Annotated in this window: 18 protein-coding genes; 14 read left to right on the forward strand and 4 right to left on the reverse strand. The window is 31.0% G+C overall.

The features are described 5' to 3' along the window. Window positions 1–85: 85 nt before the first annotated feature. Together ACI32A_RS01855 and ACI32A_RS01860 are read right to left on the reverse strand one after the other, a co-directional pair. Entirely contained in the window at window positions 86–550 is a 465-nt protein-coding gene (locus tag ACI32A_RS01855) for an HD domain-containing protein (protein ID WP_439753319.1), read from the reverse strand. Window positions 551–591: 41 nt separating this feature from the next. Continuing rightward, window positions 592–795: a cold-shock protein gene (locus tag ACI32A_RS01860; RefSeq protein WP_439753320.1), complete on the reverse strand. Its 204-nt coding sequence runs from the start codon at window positions 793–795 to the stop codon at window positions 592–594. 226 nt (window positions 796–1021) lie between these two features. Here ACI32A_RS01860 and ACI32A_RS01865 point away from each other — a divergent pair, with 226 nt between their 5' ends. The 8 genes from ACI32A_RS01865 to nudC all read left to right on the forward strand — a co-directional run bounded on the left by ACI32A_RS01865 (window position 1022) and on the right by nudC (window position 7013). Next, window positions 1022–1237 (forward strand): helix-turn-helix transcriptional regulator, encoded by a 216-nt coding sequence (locus ACI32A_RS01865; RefSeq protein ID WP_439753321.1) that lies wholly within the window; start codon window positions 1022–1024, stop codon window positions 1235–1237. Next, a complete protein-coding gene (locus tag ACI32A_RS01870; RefSeq protein WP_439753322.1) occupies window positions 1224–1928 on the forward strand; it encodes a DUF3169 family protein in 705 nt (234 codons plus the stop codon). Before ACI32A_RS01865 ends, ACI32A_RS01870 begins: the two co-directional genes overlap by 14 nt. A 50-nt stretch (window positions 1929–1978) precedes the next feature. Next, complete coding sequence (locus ACI32A_RS01875; protein WP_439753323.1) at window positions 1979–3409, forward strand: leucine-rich repeat domain-containing protein; 1431 nt, start codon at window positions 1979–1981, stop codon at window positions 3407–3409. Between the two features lie 87 nt (window positions 3410–3496). Beyond that, a complete protein-coding gene (gene lspA, locus ACI32A_RS01880; RefSeq protein ID WP_439753324.1) occupies window positions 3497–3997 on the forward strand; it encodes a signal peptidase II in 501 nt (166 codons plus the stop codon). Next, entirely contained in the window at window positions 3964–4869 is a 906-nt protein-coding gene (locus ACI32A_RS01885; RefSeq protein WP_439753325.1) for an RluA family pseudouridine synthase, read from the forward strand. The genes lspA and ACI32A_RS01885 overlap by 34 nt, the downstream gene beginning before the upstream one ends. Beyond that, entirely contained in the window at window positions 4866–5360 is a 495-nt protein-coding gene (locus ACI32A_RS01890) for a deoxycytidylate deaminase (RefSeq protein WP_439753326.1), read from the forward strand. The genes ACI32A_RS01885 and ACI32A_RS01890 overlap by 4 nt, the downstream gene beginning before the upstream one ends. Next, window positions 5357–6232 (forward strand): putative ABC transporter permease, encoded by an 876-nt coding sequence (locus ACI32A_RS01895; protein WP_439753327.1) that lies wholly within the window; start codon window positions 5357–5359, stop codon window positions 6230–6232. Before ACI32A_RS01890 ends, ACI32A_RS01895 begins: the two co-directional genes overlap by 4 nt. Then, window positions 6222–7013, forward strand: a complete 792-nt coding sequence (nudC, locus tag ACI32A_RS01900) for an NAD(+) diphosphatase (RefSeq protein ID WP_439753328.1) — start codon at window positions 6222–6224, stop codon at window positions 7011–7013. Before ACI32A_RS01895 ends, nudC begins: the two co-directional genes overlap by 11 nt. A gap of 90 nt (window positions 7014–7103) precedes the next feature. Here the strand turns inward: nudC and ACI32A_RS01905 are convergent, their stop codons facing one another. After that, on the reverse strand, window positions 7104–8213 hold the full coding sequence (locus ACI32A_RS01905; RefSeq protein WP_439753329.1) for a Fic family protein: 1110 nt from the start codon (window positions 8211–8213) through the stop codon (window positions 7104–7106). A gap of 448 nt (window positions 8214–8661) precedes the next feature. Next, a complete protein-coding gene (gene rnhC / locus ACI32A_RS01910; RefSeq protein WP_439753330.1) occupies window positions 8662–9492 on the reverse strand; it encodes a ribonuclease HIII in 831 nt (276 codons plus the stop codon). A 65-nt stretch (window positions 9493–9557) separates the two neighbouring features. On the opposite strand from rnhC, the gene ACI32A_RS01915 reads away from it, so the two are divergent. The 6 genes from ACI32A_RS01915 to ACI32A_RS01940 all read left to right on the forward strand — a co-directional run. Then, window positions 9558–10025 carry a CvpA family protein gene (locus tag ACI32A_RS01915; protein WP_439753331.1) on the forward strand — a complete coding sequence of 156 codons (468 nt, stop codon included), beginning with the start codon at window positions 9558–9560 and terminating at the stop codon, window positions 10023–10025. After that, window positions 10012–12315, forward strand: coding sequence for an endonuclease MutS2 (locus ACI32A_RS01920; RefSeq protein ID WP_439753332.1), 2304 nt, complete (start codon window positions 10012–10014; stop codon window positions 12313–12315). Before ACI32A_RS01915 ends, ACI32A_RS01920 begins: the two co-directional genes overlap by 14 nt. A gap of 7 nt (window positions 12316–12322) precedes the next feature. After that, the gene (uvrC, locus tag ACI32A_RS01925; protein WP_439753333.1) at window positions 12323–14080 is read left to right on the forward strand and encodes an excinuclease ABC subunit UvrC; all 1758 of its coding nucleotides are present in this window, start codon (window positions 12323–12325) and stop codon (window positions 14078–14080) included. 26 nt (window positions 14081–14106) lie between these two features. Further along, the gene (locus ACI32A_RS01930; protein WP_439753334.1) at window positions 14107–15114 is read left to right on the forward strand and encodes a D-alanyl-D-alanine carboxypeptidase family protein; all 1008 of its coding nucleotides are present in this window, start codon (window positions 14107–14109) and stop codon (window positions 15112–15114) included. Continuing rightward, entirely contained in the window at window positions 15111–15593 is a 483-nt protein-coding gene (locus ACI32A_RS01935; RefSeq protein ID WP_439753335.1) for a YfcE family phosphodiesterase, read from the forward strand. The genes ACI32A_RS01930 and ACI32A_RS01935 overlap by 4 nt, the downstream gene beginning before the upstream one ends. A 284-nt stretch (window positions 15594–15877) precedes the next feature. Next, a partial coding sequence (locus ACI32A_RS01940; RefSeq protein ID WP_439753336.1) for an Rpn family recombination-promoting nuclease/putative transposase occupies window positions 15878–16643 on the forward strand: 766 nt, incomplete at its 3' end.

Genomic DNA, 16643 nt, shown 5'->3' on the forward strand with positions numbered 1-16643 from the left:
TTCACCTACTGATGCTCTTTATTTTTTAGTTATACAAAATTTTCAAAGTTGAGGTGAGAACATAAAAAAACACTTTTTCAAGTGCTTATTTTTGAATATCAGAAGTAGCCTTTAATAATCGTTTTGTTTCAATTTCCGATAATTTTTTTTCTGGATTTTCTAAAAACCGAGCCAGTACATCAGCATCTTTTAATACTTCACATAAAGGAGAATCAAATTGTTCTTTATGTGAATGCATTTGAATGGCATAACAAATATCATCAATTTCATTGACTTTGAATAATTCTGTGCTCTTTAAAAAATTACAAGCATATAAACTGGATAACTTTGCATGCTGATCATGTGGACAATTATCCACAAATTGAGCATAGTCATGTAGAAGAGCACAAATTTTAGCGCGTTCTACACGAACATTTCGAGAAATAGCTAGCAGGGTAATGGATGCATCAACCATGGCAGTGTGAGTGTAAGCAGCTGTTTTTAAGGGTTCATAGCTGATTTTCGCAAATTGGCTATAAACATAGTCTTTTACGACTTCGTATTTTTGCATAATATCACAAAAAAAGCACTATAGGGTGCTTTTTTGTGTTCTTACTGAACGACTGACACATTTGCTGCTTGTTTACCGCGTTCGCTTTCGATTAAATCATAAGTTACCGTTTGGCCTTCTTCTAAAGTACGGTAACCTTTGGCATTAATAGAAGAGAAGTGAACAAATACATCTTTTCCATCGGTTCCAATAATAAAACCAAAACCTTTTTCAGCGTTAAACCATTTCACTTTACCAGTGCACATGTTTTTACCTCCCGGAATTAAAAATTACTTAAAGGTTGTTTATTGTTTATAAACAACTCCGGAAATAATAAAGAATCCCTACCCAATAATATTTTAACATGTTTGTGTGTAAAATGTCCATATTGGTTTAAAATTATTTTATTGACTATTTATAATATCCAATTTACAATAATAAATGACAAGTAAAGTAGTCAAAATGACAATTATAATAGTCAGGAGGGAGAGAATGCCATTAAAAAATCGATTAAAAGAATGTCGTGCATCAAAGGGATACAACCAGCAAGAGCTAGCAAGTTTAGTTGGTGTGTCCAGACAAACAATTAGTTCCATTGAAAGAGGGGATTACCATCCCAGTGTTTTTCTGGCCTTAAAGATTTGTGCTTTATTTGATAAACAAGTTGAAGATGTATTTTATCTGGAGGAAGAATATGAAAACAAATAAGAAAATAATGATTCAATTTATTTGTATATTAATTATAGCTTTTCTAATTGGAATCGGATTTGGACTTGGATTGATTCATTTCTACCAGCAACTTATTGAAATCATGATTTCTTTATCTGATGTCTTTGTGTTTAATGGAATTTATTCTTATGGAATTAGCTTTTTGTTATTAATCATTTCAACAGTTTTTTATTTTCAATCGAAACCCTATATTCATCATGAAGACGAAGCTAGTTATGAAAAAGCCAATCAAATATTATCAAAAGCTGTGACTTTATTAAATATTAATGGACCTTTATGCTTTATTTGCTTAGGTTTATCTGGATTTCGTTTAATGGAATGGATTCTTCCTTTCTTTGTTTTATTAATATTCGATATTGTCTGGATGGTTGTTCTACAAAATAAAGTCATTCAAGCTATTCAGGTAATGAATCCTGAAAAAAAAGGAAATATTCTGGATACCAAGTTTCAAAAGGAATGGTTTGAAAGTTGTGATGAAATGGAACAAATAAAAATTGGTCAAAGTTGTTATAAAACCTTTCAGATTATGTCCAAAATTTATTTGGTTTGTATGATATTTATTTGTGCATTTTCTATGATTGGCTTGATGTCTCCATTTTGGATTTTAGGAATTGGTTTATTATGGCTATTTCAACAATGGATTTATTCACATTATGCATCAAAAGATTAATAATTTTTTGTATTAATGGTGTATAATAATAAAAAATGGAGGTCATAGTTATGTTAATTAAAGATGACGGTCTAAGACAAGCCATTGCGGCAAAATTAAAATGTTCTGAAGAAGAAATTAATGAAGAAAAGATGCTGGATCTTGTATATTTAGATGCCCAGGAACATGAAATTGAGTCTTTGAATGGATTGGAATATGCACAGAATCTCGAAACATTAATTTTATCACGTAATAAGCTTCAATCATTGGAACCAATTAAAGATCTTCGTAATATTGAAAAACTCGATGTTTCAGGAAATCAGTTGCGTGATATACAAGCTTTACATGGATATCGTCAATTGAAATATCTGGATCTATCTCGTAATAATTTATATACGATGGATATTTCTGCAGTGGCGGCCATGATCAATTTAGAGTATTTAAATTTAACAAAAGCAAAAATTGATACTCTGGATTATTTGGAAAAATGTAGACGCTTAAAAGAAGTGAGTATCAATACAGAAAATGGACCATTTAGTTTTGCAGTATTAGGACGTTTAAAAGATCTTCGAAAATTGGATTTATCAGGTATGCGTTTATTTAGCATGAATGATTTAACGTATGTTTCAACTCTGGAAGAATTAGATTTATCAACGAATTTAATGAATGATATTTCGCCATTATCTTCAATGGAACATTTGCGTGTATTAAATGTACAAAATTGTCCATATTTAAAAAATTATTCTTCTTTAGCTGATTTTCCTTCTTTAGAAGAATTAGACCTATCATATAATGAACCCGATAATTTTGAATTCTTGCGTTCTTTAGATAAGTTACAAGTTCTTCGTATGGAACAAACTGGTTTTAAAGATATGCGTGAATTAAATCATCTAAAGAATTTAAGAAAATTAGATGTATCAAAAAATGAAATTCAAAATATTGATGATTTTATAACGGTTTCGAATTTAACTACTTTTAAAGCTCAATATTGTCAATTAGATGACATTGATTTTTTAAAGAAAGCGGATAAATTAGTACATCTTAATATCAACAACAACTTAATTCAAGATATTTCGCCTTTAAAACATGCCAATCAAATGGTTGATTTAAAAGCAGGAAACAATGACATTACAGATATTTCTTGTTTAGTAGATATGAAACAACTTCAAATTTTAAATATGGAATACAACAATGTTTGTGATATATCGGCTTTAAAGGAATTAAAGGAATTATGTTTTGTGGATTTCTACAACAACAATATTGAAGATTTAACGCCATTAAAAGATTTGTCTTTTATTTCTTATTTGCGTTTAGATCACAATGCGATTAAAGACATTACACCAATTGGTCATTTACCATATTTGATTTCTCTTTCTTTAAAAGACAACCAAATTACAGATGTTTCGCCTTTGAAGAATTTAACATTACTGGAGACGGTTCGAATTTATGGAAATCCAATTGAAGATTTGTCCAGCGTTGAATATGGAAAATTGAGAAACTAATATCGGGAGCCAAAGAGCTCCTTTTTTATATATTTAAAATTTTTCTTTTTTTGTGCTAGAATGAAAGAACAAGAAAAGGAGGTTCATATGAAAAAATGGTCGATTGGGATATTGTTGTCAATGGTATTAATTGCTGTTGATCAATACACAAAACAAGTCATTGTGAATCACTTGGCTTTGCATGAACAAATACAAATTATCGATCACTTCCTGTATTTGACTTATTATCAAAATACAGGGGCTGCTTTTAGTATGATGGAAGGATTTGGAACCATTTTCTTTTTGATTATTACATTAGTGGCCTTGGTTGTGATTGTTTATATGTTTTATCATTCAGATAGACGATTCACAAATTTCGGTTATATTCTGGTTTTTTCAGGTGCCATTGGAAATTTGATGGATCGAATGCTTTTACAATATGTACGTGATTTTATTGGCGTTTATATTGGAAACTATGCTTTTCCAATTTTTAATGTAGCCGATATTTGTATTACCGTAGGATTTGGCATTATTTTATTATGTATGGTTTTAGAAGAAATTGAGGAAAAGAAAAGATGGAAGAAACAATTGTCACAGTCAAATATGTAAATCAAAGATTAGATAAAGCCATCGCATCTATTTGTGATGTTTCTCGTAAAAGAGGAAAAGACCTAATTGATCAGGGCTTTGTTTTAGTGAATGGGAAACAAGAAAAGGCAAGTTATTCACTTTGTTTAAATGACATATTACAAATTGAACAACCTGAATTAGAAAGCACAGAAGTACTTCCTGAAAACATTCCATTAAATATTGTATATGAAGATAGTGATGTTATTGTAATCAATAAACCAAAAGGAATGGTTGTTCATCCAGCTCCTGGACACTATAGTGGAACACTTGTCAATGCTTTGTTGTATCATTGCAAAGATTTAAGTGGAATCAATGGAGTCATGCGACCTGGAATTGTACATCGTATTGATAAAGACACATCTGGTTTACTGGTGGTTTGTAAAAATGATATGGCTCACAATGCCATCAGTGAACAACTCATGGATAAAACATGTCATCGTCAATATGTCTGCATTGTCCATCATCCGTTTTCTCATGAATATGGAACGGTACATGCACCTATTGGACGATGTGAAAAAGATCGCAAAAAAATGGAGGTTACCGCAAAAAATTCCAAAGATGCGATTACACATTTTACGGTATTAAAGAATTTTAAAGACTTTGCTTATGTGCAATGTCAACTTGAAACCGGAAGAACCCATCAAATTCGTGTTCATATGCAATATATTGGACACCCTATTGCCGGTGATCCAACATATGGCTATCGAAAAACAATTGAAAGTCATGGTCAGCTTCTTCATGCCAATAAACTGGAATTTATTCATCCAAGAACACATGAAAAAATGTCTTTTGAAATCGACTTAGAACCGGAATTTGCACAAATATTAAAACAACTGGAGGAAGAATCATGAACCAGCGAATCGATGTATTGTCCTGGGATCAATACTTTATGAGTATGGCCCATTTATCCGCAAAGCGATCCAAAGATCCAAATACACAAGTTGGCGCTTGTATTGTCAATAAAGAAAAAAGAGTAGTGGGTTTAGGATACAATGGATTTCCCATGGGATGTGAAGATTCTTTATTTCCATGGCAAAGAGATGGAGATTTTTTAGAAACAAAATATCCATTTGTGGTGCATGCTGAATTAAATGCGATTTTAAACAGCATACAAAATTTAGAAGGATGCACGATTTATGTGTCTTTGTTTCCATGTAATGAATGCGCCAAAGCCATTATTCAATCCGGAATTAAACGAGTTGTCTATGAAAGCGACAAATACAATGGAACACAAACCAATCTAGCTTCGAAAAAAATGTTTGACCATGCTCAGGTGGAATATGTGCAATTGGATCAAAATATTCAAGTCGATGTCAAAATTATTAAAGGAGGGAAACAGTGAGCTTAAGTTTATCTGAAATTGTCATTGTATTTTTTGTATTTTCTGTTTTAGGATGGATTATGGAAGTGACACTGAAACTCATTGAACTTGGTCGCTTTGTGAATCGTGGATTCTTAATTGGACCGTATTGTCCAATTTATGGATTTGGTGTTGTTTTTATTATTTTAATCATTGGTGATGGATTGAATATTAAAAATGGAATCGCTCCTGTTTTTTTTAGTGGATGTGTGATTTGTGGGACTTTAGAATATATTGTCAGCTATATTATGGAAAAAAGATACCATGCCAGATGGTGGGATTATTCCAATAAGCCAATGAATATACATGGACGCGTATGGATTGGAAATATTATTTTGTTTGGATTGGCAGCTGTTGTCATTCTTCATATTTTATATCCATGGATTCGATATGGATTGGATTGTATTCCTGAAATCACAAAATGGATTCTATCTATTTTGATTATCATTGAAATGTGTATAGATTGTTTTGTATCGCGAATGGCTATGCATGTGATTCGAGATGAAATTGATGGAACTGCATTGGATGATTCCGAAGAAATCAGTACAAAAATTCATAAAGCCCTTAAAAATGGTTCCCTTACAGTTGCTCGTTTGGAAAAAGCATATCCAACTATGCGGATTAGTCCTGATATTTTAAAACAGAAATTAAAAGAATATGAAGAAAAAACAAGAAAGGCTTTGCAGGAATTGGAAGATAAAAAAGCAGAAGTTTTCTTTAATGTTTCACAAAAAGCAGGGGAATTAGGCGATAAAATGGCAGAAATTGATAAAGATGATATTCTTTCGTATTTAGATGAAAAGAAAGATACGATATTGAATCGAATGAAAGAAGGCGAAAGCCATGATTCATGAAATTAATGGAAAATTTGACCATATTTATCAGCATCTTTTAGTGCAAGACAATGATTTTATATTGATGTATCAAAATAATCAATTTGCGGGTCAAATCAAAGAAAATGAAATTAAATTACCGAGATATAAAGATTTGAAAGTCAATTGTTTATATTTGTTTTCAATTGAAAATGAAAAATTCTTTTTATCTCTTGAAAACAAAAATACAACATATTGTGATTTACGTGAAATTCGATACCATGGTCCTGAAAATTTATCTTTTGCGATTATGAATGGATTTCATATTCATCAATGGTTGCAAAAAAATAAATATTGCGGATGTTGTGGAAACAAATTAAAACTCGATGAACATGAATTTATGTTACGATGTCCACATTGTCAAAATACAATTTATCCTCGTATTAATCCAGCCGTGAATATCTGTATTATCGATGGTAATCGTTTATTATTAGCAAAACATGGAAAAGATAAGCCATATGCTTTAATTTCTGGTTTTGTGGAATATGGAGAGAGCTTAGAAGATACTATAGTACGGGAAGTACAAGAAGAAGTGGGACTGAAAGTTAAAAATATTCATTATTTTGGTTCACAGCCATGGGGATTTGCCCAAAATCTTCAAGTCGGTTTTGTTTGTGAATTAGATGGCAGTGATAAAATTATATTGGAAACCAATGAATTATACGATGCTCGTTTCTTTTCACGTGAATCCATCATCAACCAAATTGGTCCTTCCAGCATTACAGGAACAATGATACAAGCTTTTATTGAATATAAAATTTAGAGCAAGTAGATCTTGTTCTTTTTTTAGTGATGAGAATAGTTATACATTGATTGTTAATAAAAAAAGGCTAGATATCATTGATTCTAAGCCTTATTGTTGAAAGTTGATTTTTGATAGTATTTTCTTTGTGTTTCTTTTTGTAAATTCACTCAAAGAATAGGAACGTATTCTTTGGTTTACAATATTTGGTAGTAAGAAACCACTTTTTGTAAGATTAACACATCTGTTAATAATGGTTTTGTTTGTTACTCCTAGTATCTTGCTTACATGAATAGGAGTAAATTCAAACATTTTTTTGTTTATTAAGAAAATAAGTAATTCTTGTTCTTTCATGCTAAGATAAGATAAACTTCCGTCTAAATCATTTTCCTGTGCATCAATGGAAATTTCACATACTTTTTTTGAATATAATTCGACCATATGTAAAAAGTAATGAATCCAGATTTCAGGATGAGGAGGATTATTTCTTCCTGAATAGTATAAAACAGGAAGGCCCATTTGTAATGAATTATAATACTCATTACTGTCATATGCGAAATATTCCTCTAATGATCCTATACCATTGAAACCATAACCATAATAGTCAAGTATATATCCAGACATTAATCTGGCAGTTCTACCATTTCCATCTTCAAAAGGGTGGATAGTTACAAGTTGATAATGTACAATGGCTGCCATAATCAAAGGATGATCATCCGTTGTATTTACATAATCGACAAGTTCATCCAGCAATTCGGGGATTTCTGAATATTCAGGTGGAATATAATCGGCTTTACCAGTCACAGAATCATATACTGCGAATAACATTCCTGGAGGCATTGGTCCACGTAATCCTATTTTCTCTTTTGAAGCACCTTTTTCTACTAAAGACTGCACTTCAAGAATCATTTTTTTAGAAAATGGCTCTTTATGCTTAATCTTTTCTTCTAAAAAATTTAAAGCAAGAAAATAATTTCTGATTTCTTGTTCAGGTTTTAGTAAATGTCTATGTTCATCTTTTTCAATGACTTCGTTCGCTTGTTTTTCTGTTAATGGATTTCCTTCAATTTTATTTGATGCATAAGAACTTTTCTTTTTTGAGTTCTTACGTAATCTATTTGTTGTCATGGTCGGTAATTCAATTGATTTTAGTGAAATACGATTTTCATCAATTGACAATATTTTTTTTAAAATTTCATTGGTTAAAGATATTTGAATCAAGATAAACACCTCATTTCATCATATATATTATACTCTTTTTTAGAACGACTACTCTAATAAAATACACTATTATTTCACTATTATTACACTATTTTTTATTATTTTACCTTAGTTATGATGATATTATTGTTGCAGGACTTATAATTATGTGAATGAGATTATAGAAATATGTAAAAAGAAACGAAAAGATTAATTATTAATGAATTAGATACAAATAAAAGATATTCTATTTGAAAGATAGAACCTATATTGGTTATGTACCAGTCTTTTTTTTCGATGAAAGTAAAAGGAGAGATGGTTGCCACTCGTGTTCTCTATGATGGAATGCATAGTGGGACTTGCATGGGAATTTCGGCTACTGGAAAACTTTAAAGTTGAGAATGGTGAAATTATCGAGTCCTGGGGAAATTGAGCAGAAACTAAAAAAGTTGTGGAAGCACAACTTCTTTTAGATTTTTTCTGTATTTTTAAAATGGAGCTTGGCCACTTTCTTTAATTCGTCTTTTCCATATTGTTGCACAAAATGTTTAGCACATTCATCTACTAAGTGACTGGCGCCTTTTTGAAAATGAAACTGATATTTTTGTTCCATTTTGTCCCAATACTCTAAAAACGCATTTCGAGCTAATATTGATGCACAAGCAACAGCTAAATATTTATTTTCGGCTTTGGTTTCAAAATGAATATTTTCAACGACTTCTTTTTCATTTTTTAAATATCGATAATAACTATTTTTTTGTACAAATTGATCAATCACAATTTGTTTGGGAAGTGTATATCCTTTATGAATTAAATTCACATAGACTTGATTATGCAAACGACATTTAATATCAACCATATTGTGTTTTTCATGAACTTGATTGTATTTTAAATTATCAACAATACAAATCGAATACGGACAAAGAGACTGAATTACGGGTGCCAGTTTACGAATTTGTTCATCTTGTATTTGTTTGGAATCCTGAATGGAAAGATGTTTTAAAGGAGCATCATCTTCAACAATACAAGCTGCAACAACAACAGGACCAAAATAATCACCAGTACCTACTTCATCACTTCCTGCTTGAGGAAAAATTTGATTTGTTTTTTCTTCTTCTAACCAGGAAACATCTTTTCCTTGAAAAACGACTTTCCCTGAAGTATAGGCTGTAATGGTACAGTCTTGTGTTTTAATTTGATAATATGTATACGATGGCTGGCTTTCTTTTAGAATATAGGGCTGACATCTTTTTTTCAGTTCAATGATTTCTTGTTTTGTCATAGTTTTTGTTTTTGTCATAGTTTCATTGTAAACAAAGAATAAAAAAAATCAAATTGATTCTTAGAATATGATAAAATACATGCATGACCTTACAAATCGAATATTTTAATATATATGTTGGAATTCTTGTTTTTATATGTTTGATGAATTTAATTTCAGGATACAAAAAAGGATTGATTTGTCAAATCTTTGATGTAATAAGTATGCTCATTTGTTTTTATGTGTCTTTTCATTTTTGTGATGATATGGCCAGTCTCATTCCTTTTTTTCATTTTAATATTGTTAATCAAATTCTGTGGTTTTTTATTTGTTATGTTGTACTCAAATGTATTTTTTCAATTTTTGAAAATCTTCTTCGAAAAGCCATTTATTCTTCGCCTATGAAGAAACTCGATCGATTATTGGGAATGGGTATAAGTTGCATAAAAATATTGATTATGAGTTTGTTTCTGGTTTTAATTTGTCATTTGCCATGGATTGAAAATGGACAAGAATTTATTGATTATTCGCCTTTAAAATATGTGGAAGGAGTTTTATATGAATCAAAGTGAATTAAATAAAGCCATTGATTTTGATCGTGTATTAGAACAAGTCAGCCAATATGCTTCTTTTTCTTGTTCAAAACAAATGATTCTCGATAGTGTTCCTTTGTTTGATTATGCAATCATTCAAATGGAATTAAATCGAGTTCAAGAAGCTTTTACTTTTATTCAAGAAGGAGGCATTGTTTCTTTTGCAGGTTGTAGTGATATTTCTTCTTCTGTGAAAAAGACAAAGAAAAAAATGGTTTGTACGCCTTATGAATTATATGAAATTTCTTCTTTTTTAAGTGCAGTTAAAAATGTAAGAGAAACATTTTTAAATTCAAATACCAAAGAAATCAAGGACTTAGCTCAGTCTATGGATCCTTGTGTAAAGGTTTGTAAACAAATTGTTTCACAAATTGATGCGACTGGACACGTTAAAATAGATGCTAGTGAAAAGTTAAAGAATCTTCATAAAAAATTAGTCGATACGCGTTTAACATTAAATGAAAAAGCACGTCATTTTATTAAAGCCAATAGTCATTCTTTAATGGAATCCATGAGTACAACCATTAATGGTCGATTATCAGTTTTAGTTAAAAATCAGGATAAGAATCGTTTTGGAGGTATGGTCCATGCTTCAAGTCAATCGGGGTTAGCTAGTTATATTGAACCAGAAGCTTTTGTGGGATTGAATAATGAAATTGCACAAATTGAAGCCAATATCGAAGAAGAAATACATCGTATTTGTGCGCAATTAAGTGAAAACGTGGCTCAAAATGAAATTTTAATACTATCGGATTTAGAGACTATGACATTATTGGATGAGCTGATTTCAAAAGCTAAATGGGCATATGAAAGACAAGGCTGTGTACCGGTTGTAAAAATGTCAATTCGTTCTTTGACTTTAGAAAGAGCACGTCATCCTTTGATTGATGCACAAAAAGTAGTGGCTAATACATATCAATTGAAACCAGATCAAAAGTGTTTAATGATTTCTGGACCGAATATGGGTGGAAAAACAGTTACGTTAAAAACAATTGGATTGTTTGTGTCTTTAGCACATGCTGGTTTTCCTGTTTTATGTGATCGTGCTTTGATTCCTTATTTTGATTCGTTGTTTTTTGATATTGGAGACAACCAATCCATTGAACAAAATCTATCTACGTTTTCTTCTCATATTTCTAAGATTTCTTATATTTGTCAACATTGTACGTCACATTCTTTTGTGTTATTAGATGAAATTGGAAATGGGACCGATCCATTAGAAGGGGCCAGTCTAGCCATTGCGATTTTAGAGTATTTAATGGAAAAAGGATGCACCATCATTACTTCAACTCATTATTCACAAGTAAAATCCTATGGAAAAGCCAGTGAAGTAGTTTTAGTGAGTAGTGTGGAATTTGATAGTTCTTCTTTACAACCGACTTATAAATATATTCCAGGAGTCAGTGGTGCGAGTTATGCGTTTTTGATTGCCGGAAATTATAAGATTCAAAATTCGATTTTAGATCGTGCAAAGTATTATAAAGAACAAAATGAAGAAGATGTACAGCGTCAACTGGAGAAATTAGAAAAACTTCAAAATGATGTTTTACTTGAAAAAGAGCGTTTTTCAAAGATGATTAAAGAGGCGCATCAGATTCAAAAAGAAGCAGTTGAAGAAAAGAAGAAATGGGAAAAGAAGAAAAAGGATTTTCAAGAGGACTATGAGAGTCGTCTTCTTGAATTATTAGAGGAAAAAGAAAAAGAAGCCAATGAAATTATTGATTCATTAAAATCTGAGCAAAAATCTCATAAACAAAGTGAGGCACTTCATCAGATTCATGTGATGCAACAAAAGAATCAGAAACAAGAAGAAAAAAAAGTGGATGAGTCTTTAAAAGTTGGAGACTATGTTCAAATTGAGAATTTGGCGAGTCATGGAGAAATTCTGGAAATTCGAAAAAAAGAAGCTGTGGTTTTGGTCAATGGTATGAAGATGAAAGTTAAAATGAATCGTCTTGAAAGAATCAGTCGTCCAAAGGTGCAAACAATCAAAAAGAAAATGCATCAAGATCGTATATTTACGCGTTTTCCTTTGGAATTGAATTTAATTGGAATGCGAGTAGAAGAAGGAATTCGTGAATTGGATCATTATATTGATCAGGCTGTGTATCATAAAGTCAAACAAGTACGTATTATTCATGGAATGGGTACAGGGGCTTTACGAAATGCAATCTGGAAGGAATTGGATTGTCATCCTATGGTGTTAAATAAAATGAGTGCGGGTCCATCGGATGGTGGATTAGGGGCTACAATTGTTTTATTGAAGTAGGTGGATTATGGAAGTTTCAAAGCATTTACAAGATAAACTGGCTTTATTACCGGATTGTCCGGGGTGTTATTTAATGAAAAATGAAAATCAGGATATTTTGTATGTTGGAAAGGCCAAGATATTAAAGAATCGGGTTCGTTCTTATTTTCATGGCGTTCATGATTATAAAACGACGAAATTGGTACAAAATATTCGGGATTTTGAGTTTATTGTTACGTCAAGTGAAAAAGAAGCTTTATTATTGGAAATTAATTTAATAAAGAAACATCGTCCGCCTTTTAATATTATGTTGATGGATGATTCTTCGTATCCGTATATTGCGATGAGCCAGGAAGAACATTTTCGTGTTTATACGACTAGAAATATAAAAAATAAAAAAGCTACGTATTATGGGCCTTATCCAAGTGCACAAAGTGCTACACAAATGGTACGTTTAATTCATACTTTGTTTCCTATTCGAAAATGTGATCATATGCCAAAAAAAGCGTGTTTATATTATCATATGCATCAATGCAAGGCACCTTGTATTCATGAAATCGATTCAAATGAAAATAAAGAAATGAAAAATTCTGTTCGTAAATTTTTACAAGGCGATACAAAAGAAATTTTATCGATGCTTCAAAGTCAAATGGAACAAGCTAGTGAGTTGTTACAGTTTGAAAAGGCACAACAAATTCTACAATCTATTGAAGCAATCAAACACATTGAACAAAAACAATTAATTGATTTTCAAGATGGAATCAACCGCGATGTTTTTGGGTTTTATGAAGACAAAGGCTATGTTTCTTTTCAGGGCTTCTTTATAAGACAAGGAAAATTACTGGAAAGAACTTTTGCGATTCAACCTATTTATGAAGACACCATGGATGCGTTTTTGAGTTTTATTATGCAATATTATCAAAATAATATAGTTCCAAAAGAAATATTAGTACCTAGGGATACGCCAATTGATATTCTAGCGGATTCTTTGAATACGAAAGTAAAAATTCCAATAAAAGGGGAAAAGAAAAAATTAGTGGATTTAGTGATTCAAAATGCGAAAGAAGCCCATGAACAAAAATTTGCTTTGGTGGAAAGAAAAGAAAAGGATTTACAATTAGCGAATCAGCATTTAAATGAAATTTGTCAAAAAGAAGTACATGTTGTGGAATTATTTGATAATTCACATTTATCTGGGACATATAATGTATCGGGTTTGGTCGTATATAAAGATGGACTTCCTGATAAGAATCAATATCGTCATTATCAATTAAAAGAAAAATATCGCTCAGATTTAGATAGTATGAAAGAAGTATTATATAGGCGGTATTTTCGTTTGTTGATGGAACAAAAAAAGTTTCCAGATTTGTTGCTGGTGGATGGAGGAAAGCTTCAAGTTCAAGTCGCAAAAGAAATTAAAAATGAATTGGATTTGCCTTTGTTGATTATGGGACTTGTTAAAGACGATAAACATACGACACGAGCTTTAATTAATGAAAATTTAGAAGAAATTGAATTAAAGAAAGAAGATCCATTGTTTTTTTTATTAACAAGAATGCAAGATGAAGTACATCGCTTTGCGATTTCGTATCATCGAAATTTAAGAAAAAAAGGAATGACTCAATCGATTTTAGATGGTGTCAATGGCATTGGACCTAAGCGTAAAAAAGCTTTAATGAAACATTTTAAGAGCGTGAAACAAATGAAACTGGCTTCATTAGAAGAATTAATGGAAGTTGTTCCTGAACAAGTTGCACAAGACTTATTTGAAGCCTTACATGAGTGATGTTATAATCGAGTTGAGGTAAGATTTTGAAATTAGATAAAAAAACATTTGTCGCACGTGTTCTTTTAATCGTTTTATGTATGTGCATTGCCACTTTATGTTATGTTCGCATGAATCAGTCTTATGATGCATTGGCAAGATATCCATATGTAAATGATGAAAATAGAGATATTTTATTAAAGTATTTAGATAGCGACGATATTAACTACATTATTAATCAACAAATTGAACCAGGGCAGTTTATGGATTTTATTGAATGTGAAGGATTTGATATTCATAATACGTTGTTGTATTCCAGTGCAAAAAAAAGCCAGGAAGAAGACAATCAGACAATCGTGAATTTTGTGAATCGTTATCGGTCTCATTTTTCTTTAAAATCTCTTCCTAATTTATTAAAGTATTATTCTTATACAGATTTAATAACGTTTTATGAAACGGAATGGATTTTAAATGAAGATATATCTTTAGTTTCAGATCTTTCAAATCCATTTGTGATTTTAGGATTAAAATATACAATTTATAAATATCAACCAGAAACTGTATCTTTTCAAAATATTCAAATTCGCCAAGTTTGTGTAGAAGATTTAAATGCGATGTGTGAGGATTATAAAAAAGTTATGGGAAAAGATTTAACATTTGAATGTGGTTATGAAAACTATGAAACCATTTTAAATCAATATAATTCTTTTCGAGAATCTTATCCTGAACAAGCGCATTTATATATGTCTACAGCCGGTCAAAATGAACTTCAATATGGATATTCTTTGATTGTTTCAGGTTTAAGTGAATGGATTGTTCAAAATTTAGAAAAAGAAGAAGGACAAGAAATTTCATATGTGAATGAAGAAACTATTGAGTGGTTAGAAGATAATGCATATCGATATGGTTTTGTGATTCGTTTTCCGCAAGGAAAAGAAGAAATCACAAATAAAGAATATAATCCTTATTTTTTAAGATATGTTGGAAAGAAAAATGCGAAAAAAATGTTTAAATCCAATTTATGCATGGAAGAAATGGAATTTAGTGATCTATGAAAGCCATTATAGTCAGTGATACACATTATCACAATGAATGTCTATATGAAATACAAGAACGCTATAAAGATGTAGATTACTTTATCCACTGTGGAGATTTAGAAGACGATCCCAGAGATTATCCAGAATGGATTGTTGTAAAAGGAAATTCAGATTATTTTCAGGGCATGCCTTCTTCTATTGTCTTAGAAATTGAAGGACATCGTATGTTAGTCGTTCATTCCCATAAATGTATCGCATATCGTCATTTAAGTCTTATTCACGATGCTTTGGTAAAAAAATGCGATATTGTTTGTTTTGGTCATACACATATTGCTGAAGCTTATAAAGAACAAGGCATATATATCATCAATCCGGGTTCTATCTGGTTTCCAAGAAGTAATAAACCAGGAAGCTATGTTTTGTTAGATATTCAAAAAAAGAAAGTAAAAGCACAAATTATATACAATGATGGAAACCAGGAATGGTTCACGAAGTAGGATCGTAAAGATCCTTTTTTCTTTGTCACTTTGTTATCACAATTAATTTTTTGTAAATAATATACGAATTAATGTAAATAATAACCAAAATAATAATTTCTAAATATGATAAGATGAAAGTATAAAAAGGAGAAATAAAGATGTTCAAACTGCGGAGTAACTTATAAAACAATTGAATATTATAAGGAGGATTTTTAAATGAATAAAAATACTACACAATACCCGCGGCAAAACAAGAATATCTTGAAATTATTGAACAGCTAAGACCCATTGATGATCTGTTCATGCGTATCTTGTTTCGAAACAATAAGAATTTATTAGAAAAGGTATTAAATATTGTATTGAATCAAACGGATATACAAATCAAAAGATATGAAATCCAAAAAGATCTAAAACAGGTGTTGTCTAAATCTATTGTTTGTGATGTCATTATTGAAGATACAAAAGGAAATATATACGATATCGAAATGGAAAGAAACAATGCCAAACCCGAAAGACTTCGCTACTATGCCAGTGTTCTGGATATCGAATATTTAAAGAAGAATATGAGATATGATGAATGCAGAGAAATCCATGTCATCTTTATAACAGAAGAAGATATCTATAAAAAGGGATTTCCAGTTTATCAAGTAGAAAGAACAATTAAACAATTAGATAACAGTCCATTTAATGATCGAATGCATTTAATGGTTGTCAATGGACAATATCGAGGAAGTGATGAGCTGGGTTTATTGATGTATGACTTTGGATGCAGTGATTATCGAGATATGAAAACGACAGAACTTAAAGAAGCTGTCAAACAACTCAAAACCGGAAATGTGGAGGAAAATGATATGTGTGAAGCTTTAGAACAATTTAGAAATAAAGCAATAGCGGAAGGTATGGCTCAAGGAATAGCACAAGGTTTATCTCAAGGAAGAGCAGAAGGGAAAGTTGAAGGAAAAGTCGAAGGAAAACTTGAAGAAAAAATGAAAATAGCTTATAAACTTAAAATGGAAGGAATGAGCGAAGAAAAAATCGCATCATTTGTTGAATGCAGTATATTTCAGG

Origin of the sequence: Floccifex sp. (assembly GCF_051873555.1) — a bacterium.
Taxonomy (GTDB): Bacteria; Bacillota_I; Bacilli_A; order Erysipelotrichales; family Erysipelotrichaceae; genus Floccifex.

What these genes read in the sequence shown, in the direction of transcription:
- ACI32A_RS01865 (WP_439753321.1), top strand. Translation starts at nt 1,022, where the DNA reads ATGCCATTAAAAAATCGATTAAAAGAATGTCGTGCATCAAAGGGATAC.
- ACI32A_RS01890 (WP_439753326.1), top strand. Translation starts at nt 4,866, where the DNA reads ATGAACCAGCGAATCGATGTATTGTCCTGGGATCAATACTTTATGAGT.
- ACI32A_RS01885 (WP_439753325.1), top strand. Translation starts at nt 3,964, where the DNA reads ATGGAAGAAACAATTGTCACAGTCAAATATGTAAATCAAAGATTAGAT.
- nudC (WP_439753328.1), top strand. Translation starts at nt 6,222, where the DNA reads ATGATTCATGAAATTAATGGAAAATTTGACCATATTTATCAGCATCTT.
- rnhC (WP_439753330.1), bottom strand. Translation starts at nt 9,492, where the DNA reads ATGACAAAAACAAAAACTATGACAAAACAAGAAATCATTGAACTGAAA.
- ACI32A_RS01860 (WP_439753320.1), bottom strand. Translation starts at nt 795, where the DNA reads ATGTGCACTGGTAAAGTGAAATGGTTTAACGCTGAAAAAGGTTTTGGT.
- ACI32A_RS01870 (WP_439753322.1), top strand. Translation starts at nt 1,224, where the DNA reads ATGAAAACAAATAAGAAAATAATGATTCAATTTATTTGTATATTAATT.
- ACI32A_RS01935 (WP_439753335.1), top strand. Translation starts at nt 15,111, where the DNA reads ATGAAAGCCATTATAGTCAGTGATACACATTATCACAATGAATGTCTA.
- ACI32A_RS01915 (WP_439753331.1), top strand. Translation starts at nt 9,558, where the DNA reads ATGACCTTACAAATCGAATATTTTAATATATATGTTGGAATTCTTGTT.
- uvrC (WP_439753333.1), top strand. Translation starts at nt 12,323, where the DNA reads ATGGAAGTTTCAAAGCATTTACAAGATAAACTGGCTTTATTACCGGAT.
- ACI32A_RS01920 (WP_439753332.1), top strand. Translation starts at nt 10,012, where the DNA reads ATGAATCAAAGTGAATTAAATAAAGCCATTGATTTTGATCGTGTATTA.
- ACI32A_RS01855 (WP_439753319.1), bottom strand. Translation starts at nt 550, where the DNA reads ATGCAAAAATACGAAGTCGTAAAAGACTATGTTTATAGCCAATTTGCG.
- ACI32A_RS01875 (WP_439753323.1), top strand. Translation starts at nt 1,979, where the DNA reads ATGTTAATTAAAGATGACGGTCTAAGACAAGCCATTGCGGCAAAATTA.
- lspA (WP_439753324.1), top strand. Translation starts at nt 3,497, where the DNA reads ATGAAAAAATGGTCGATTGGGATATTGTTGTCAATGGTATTAATTGCT.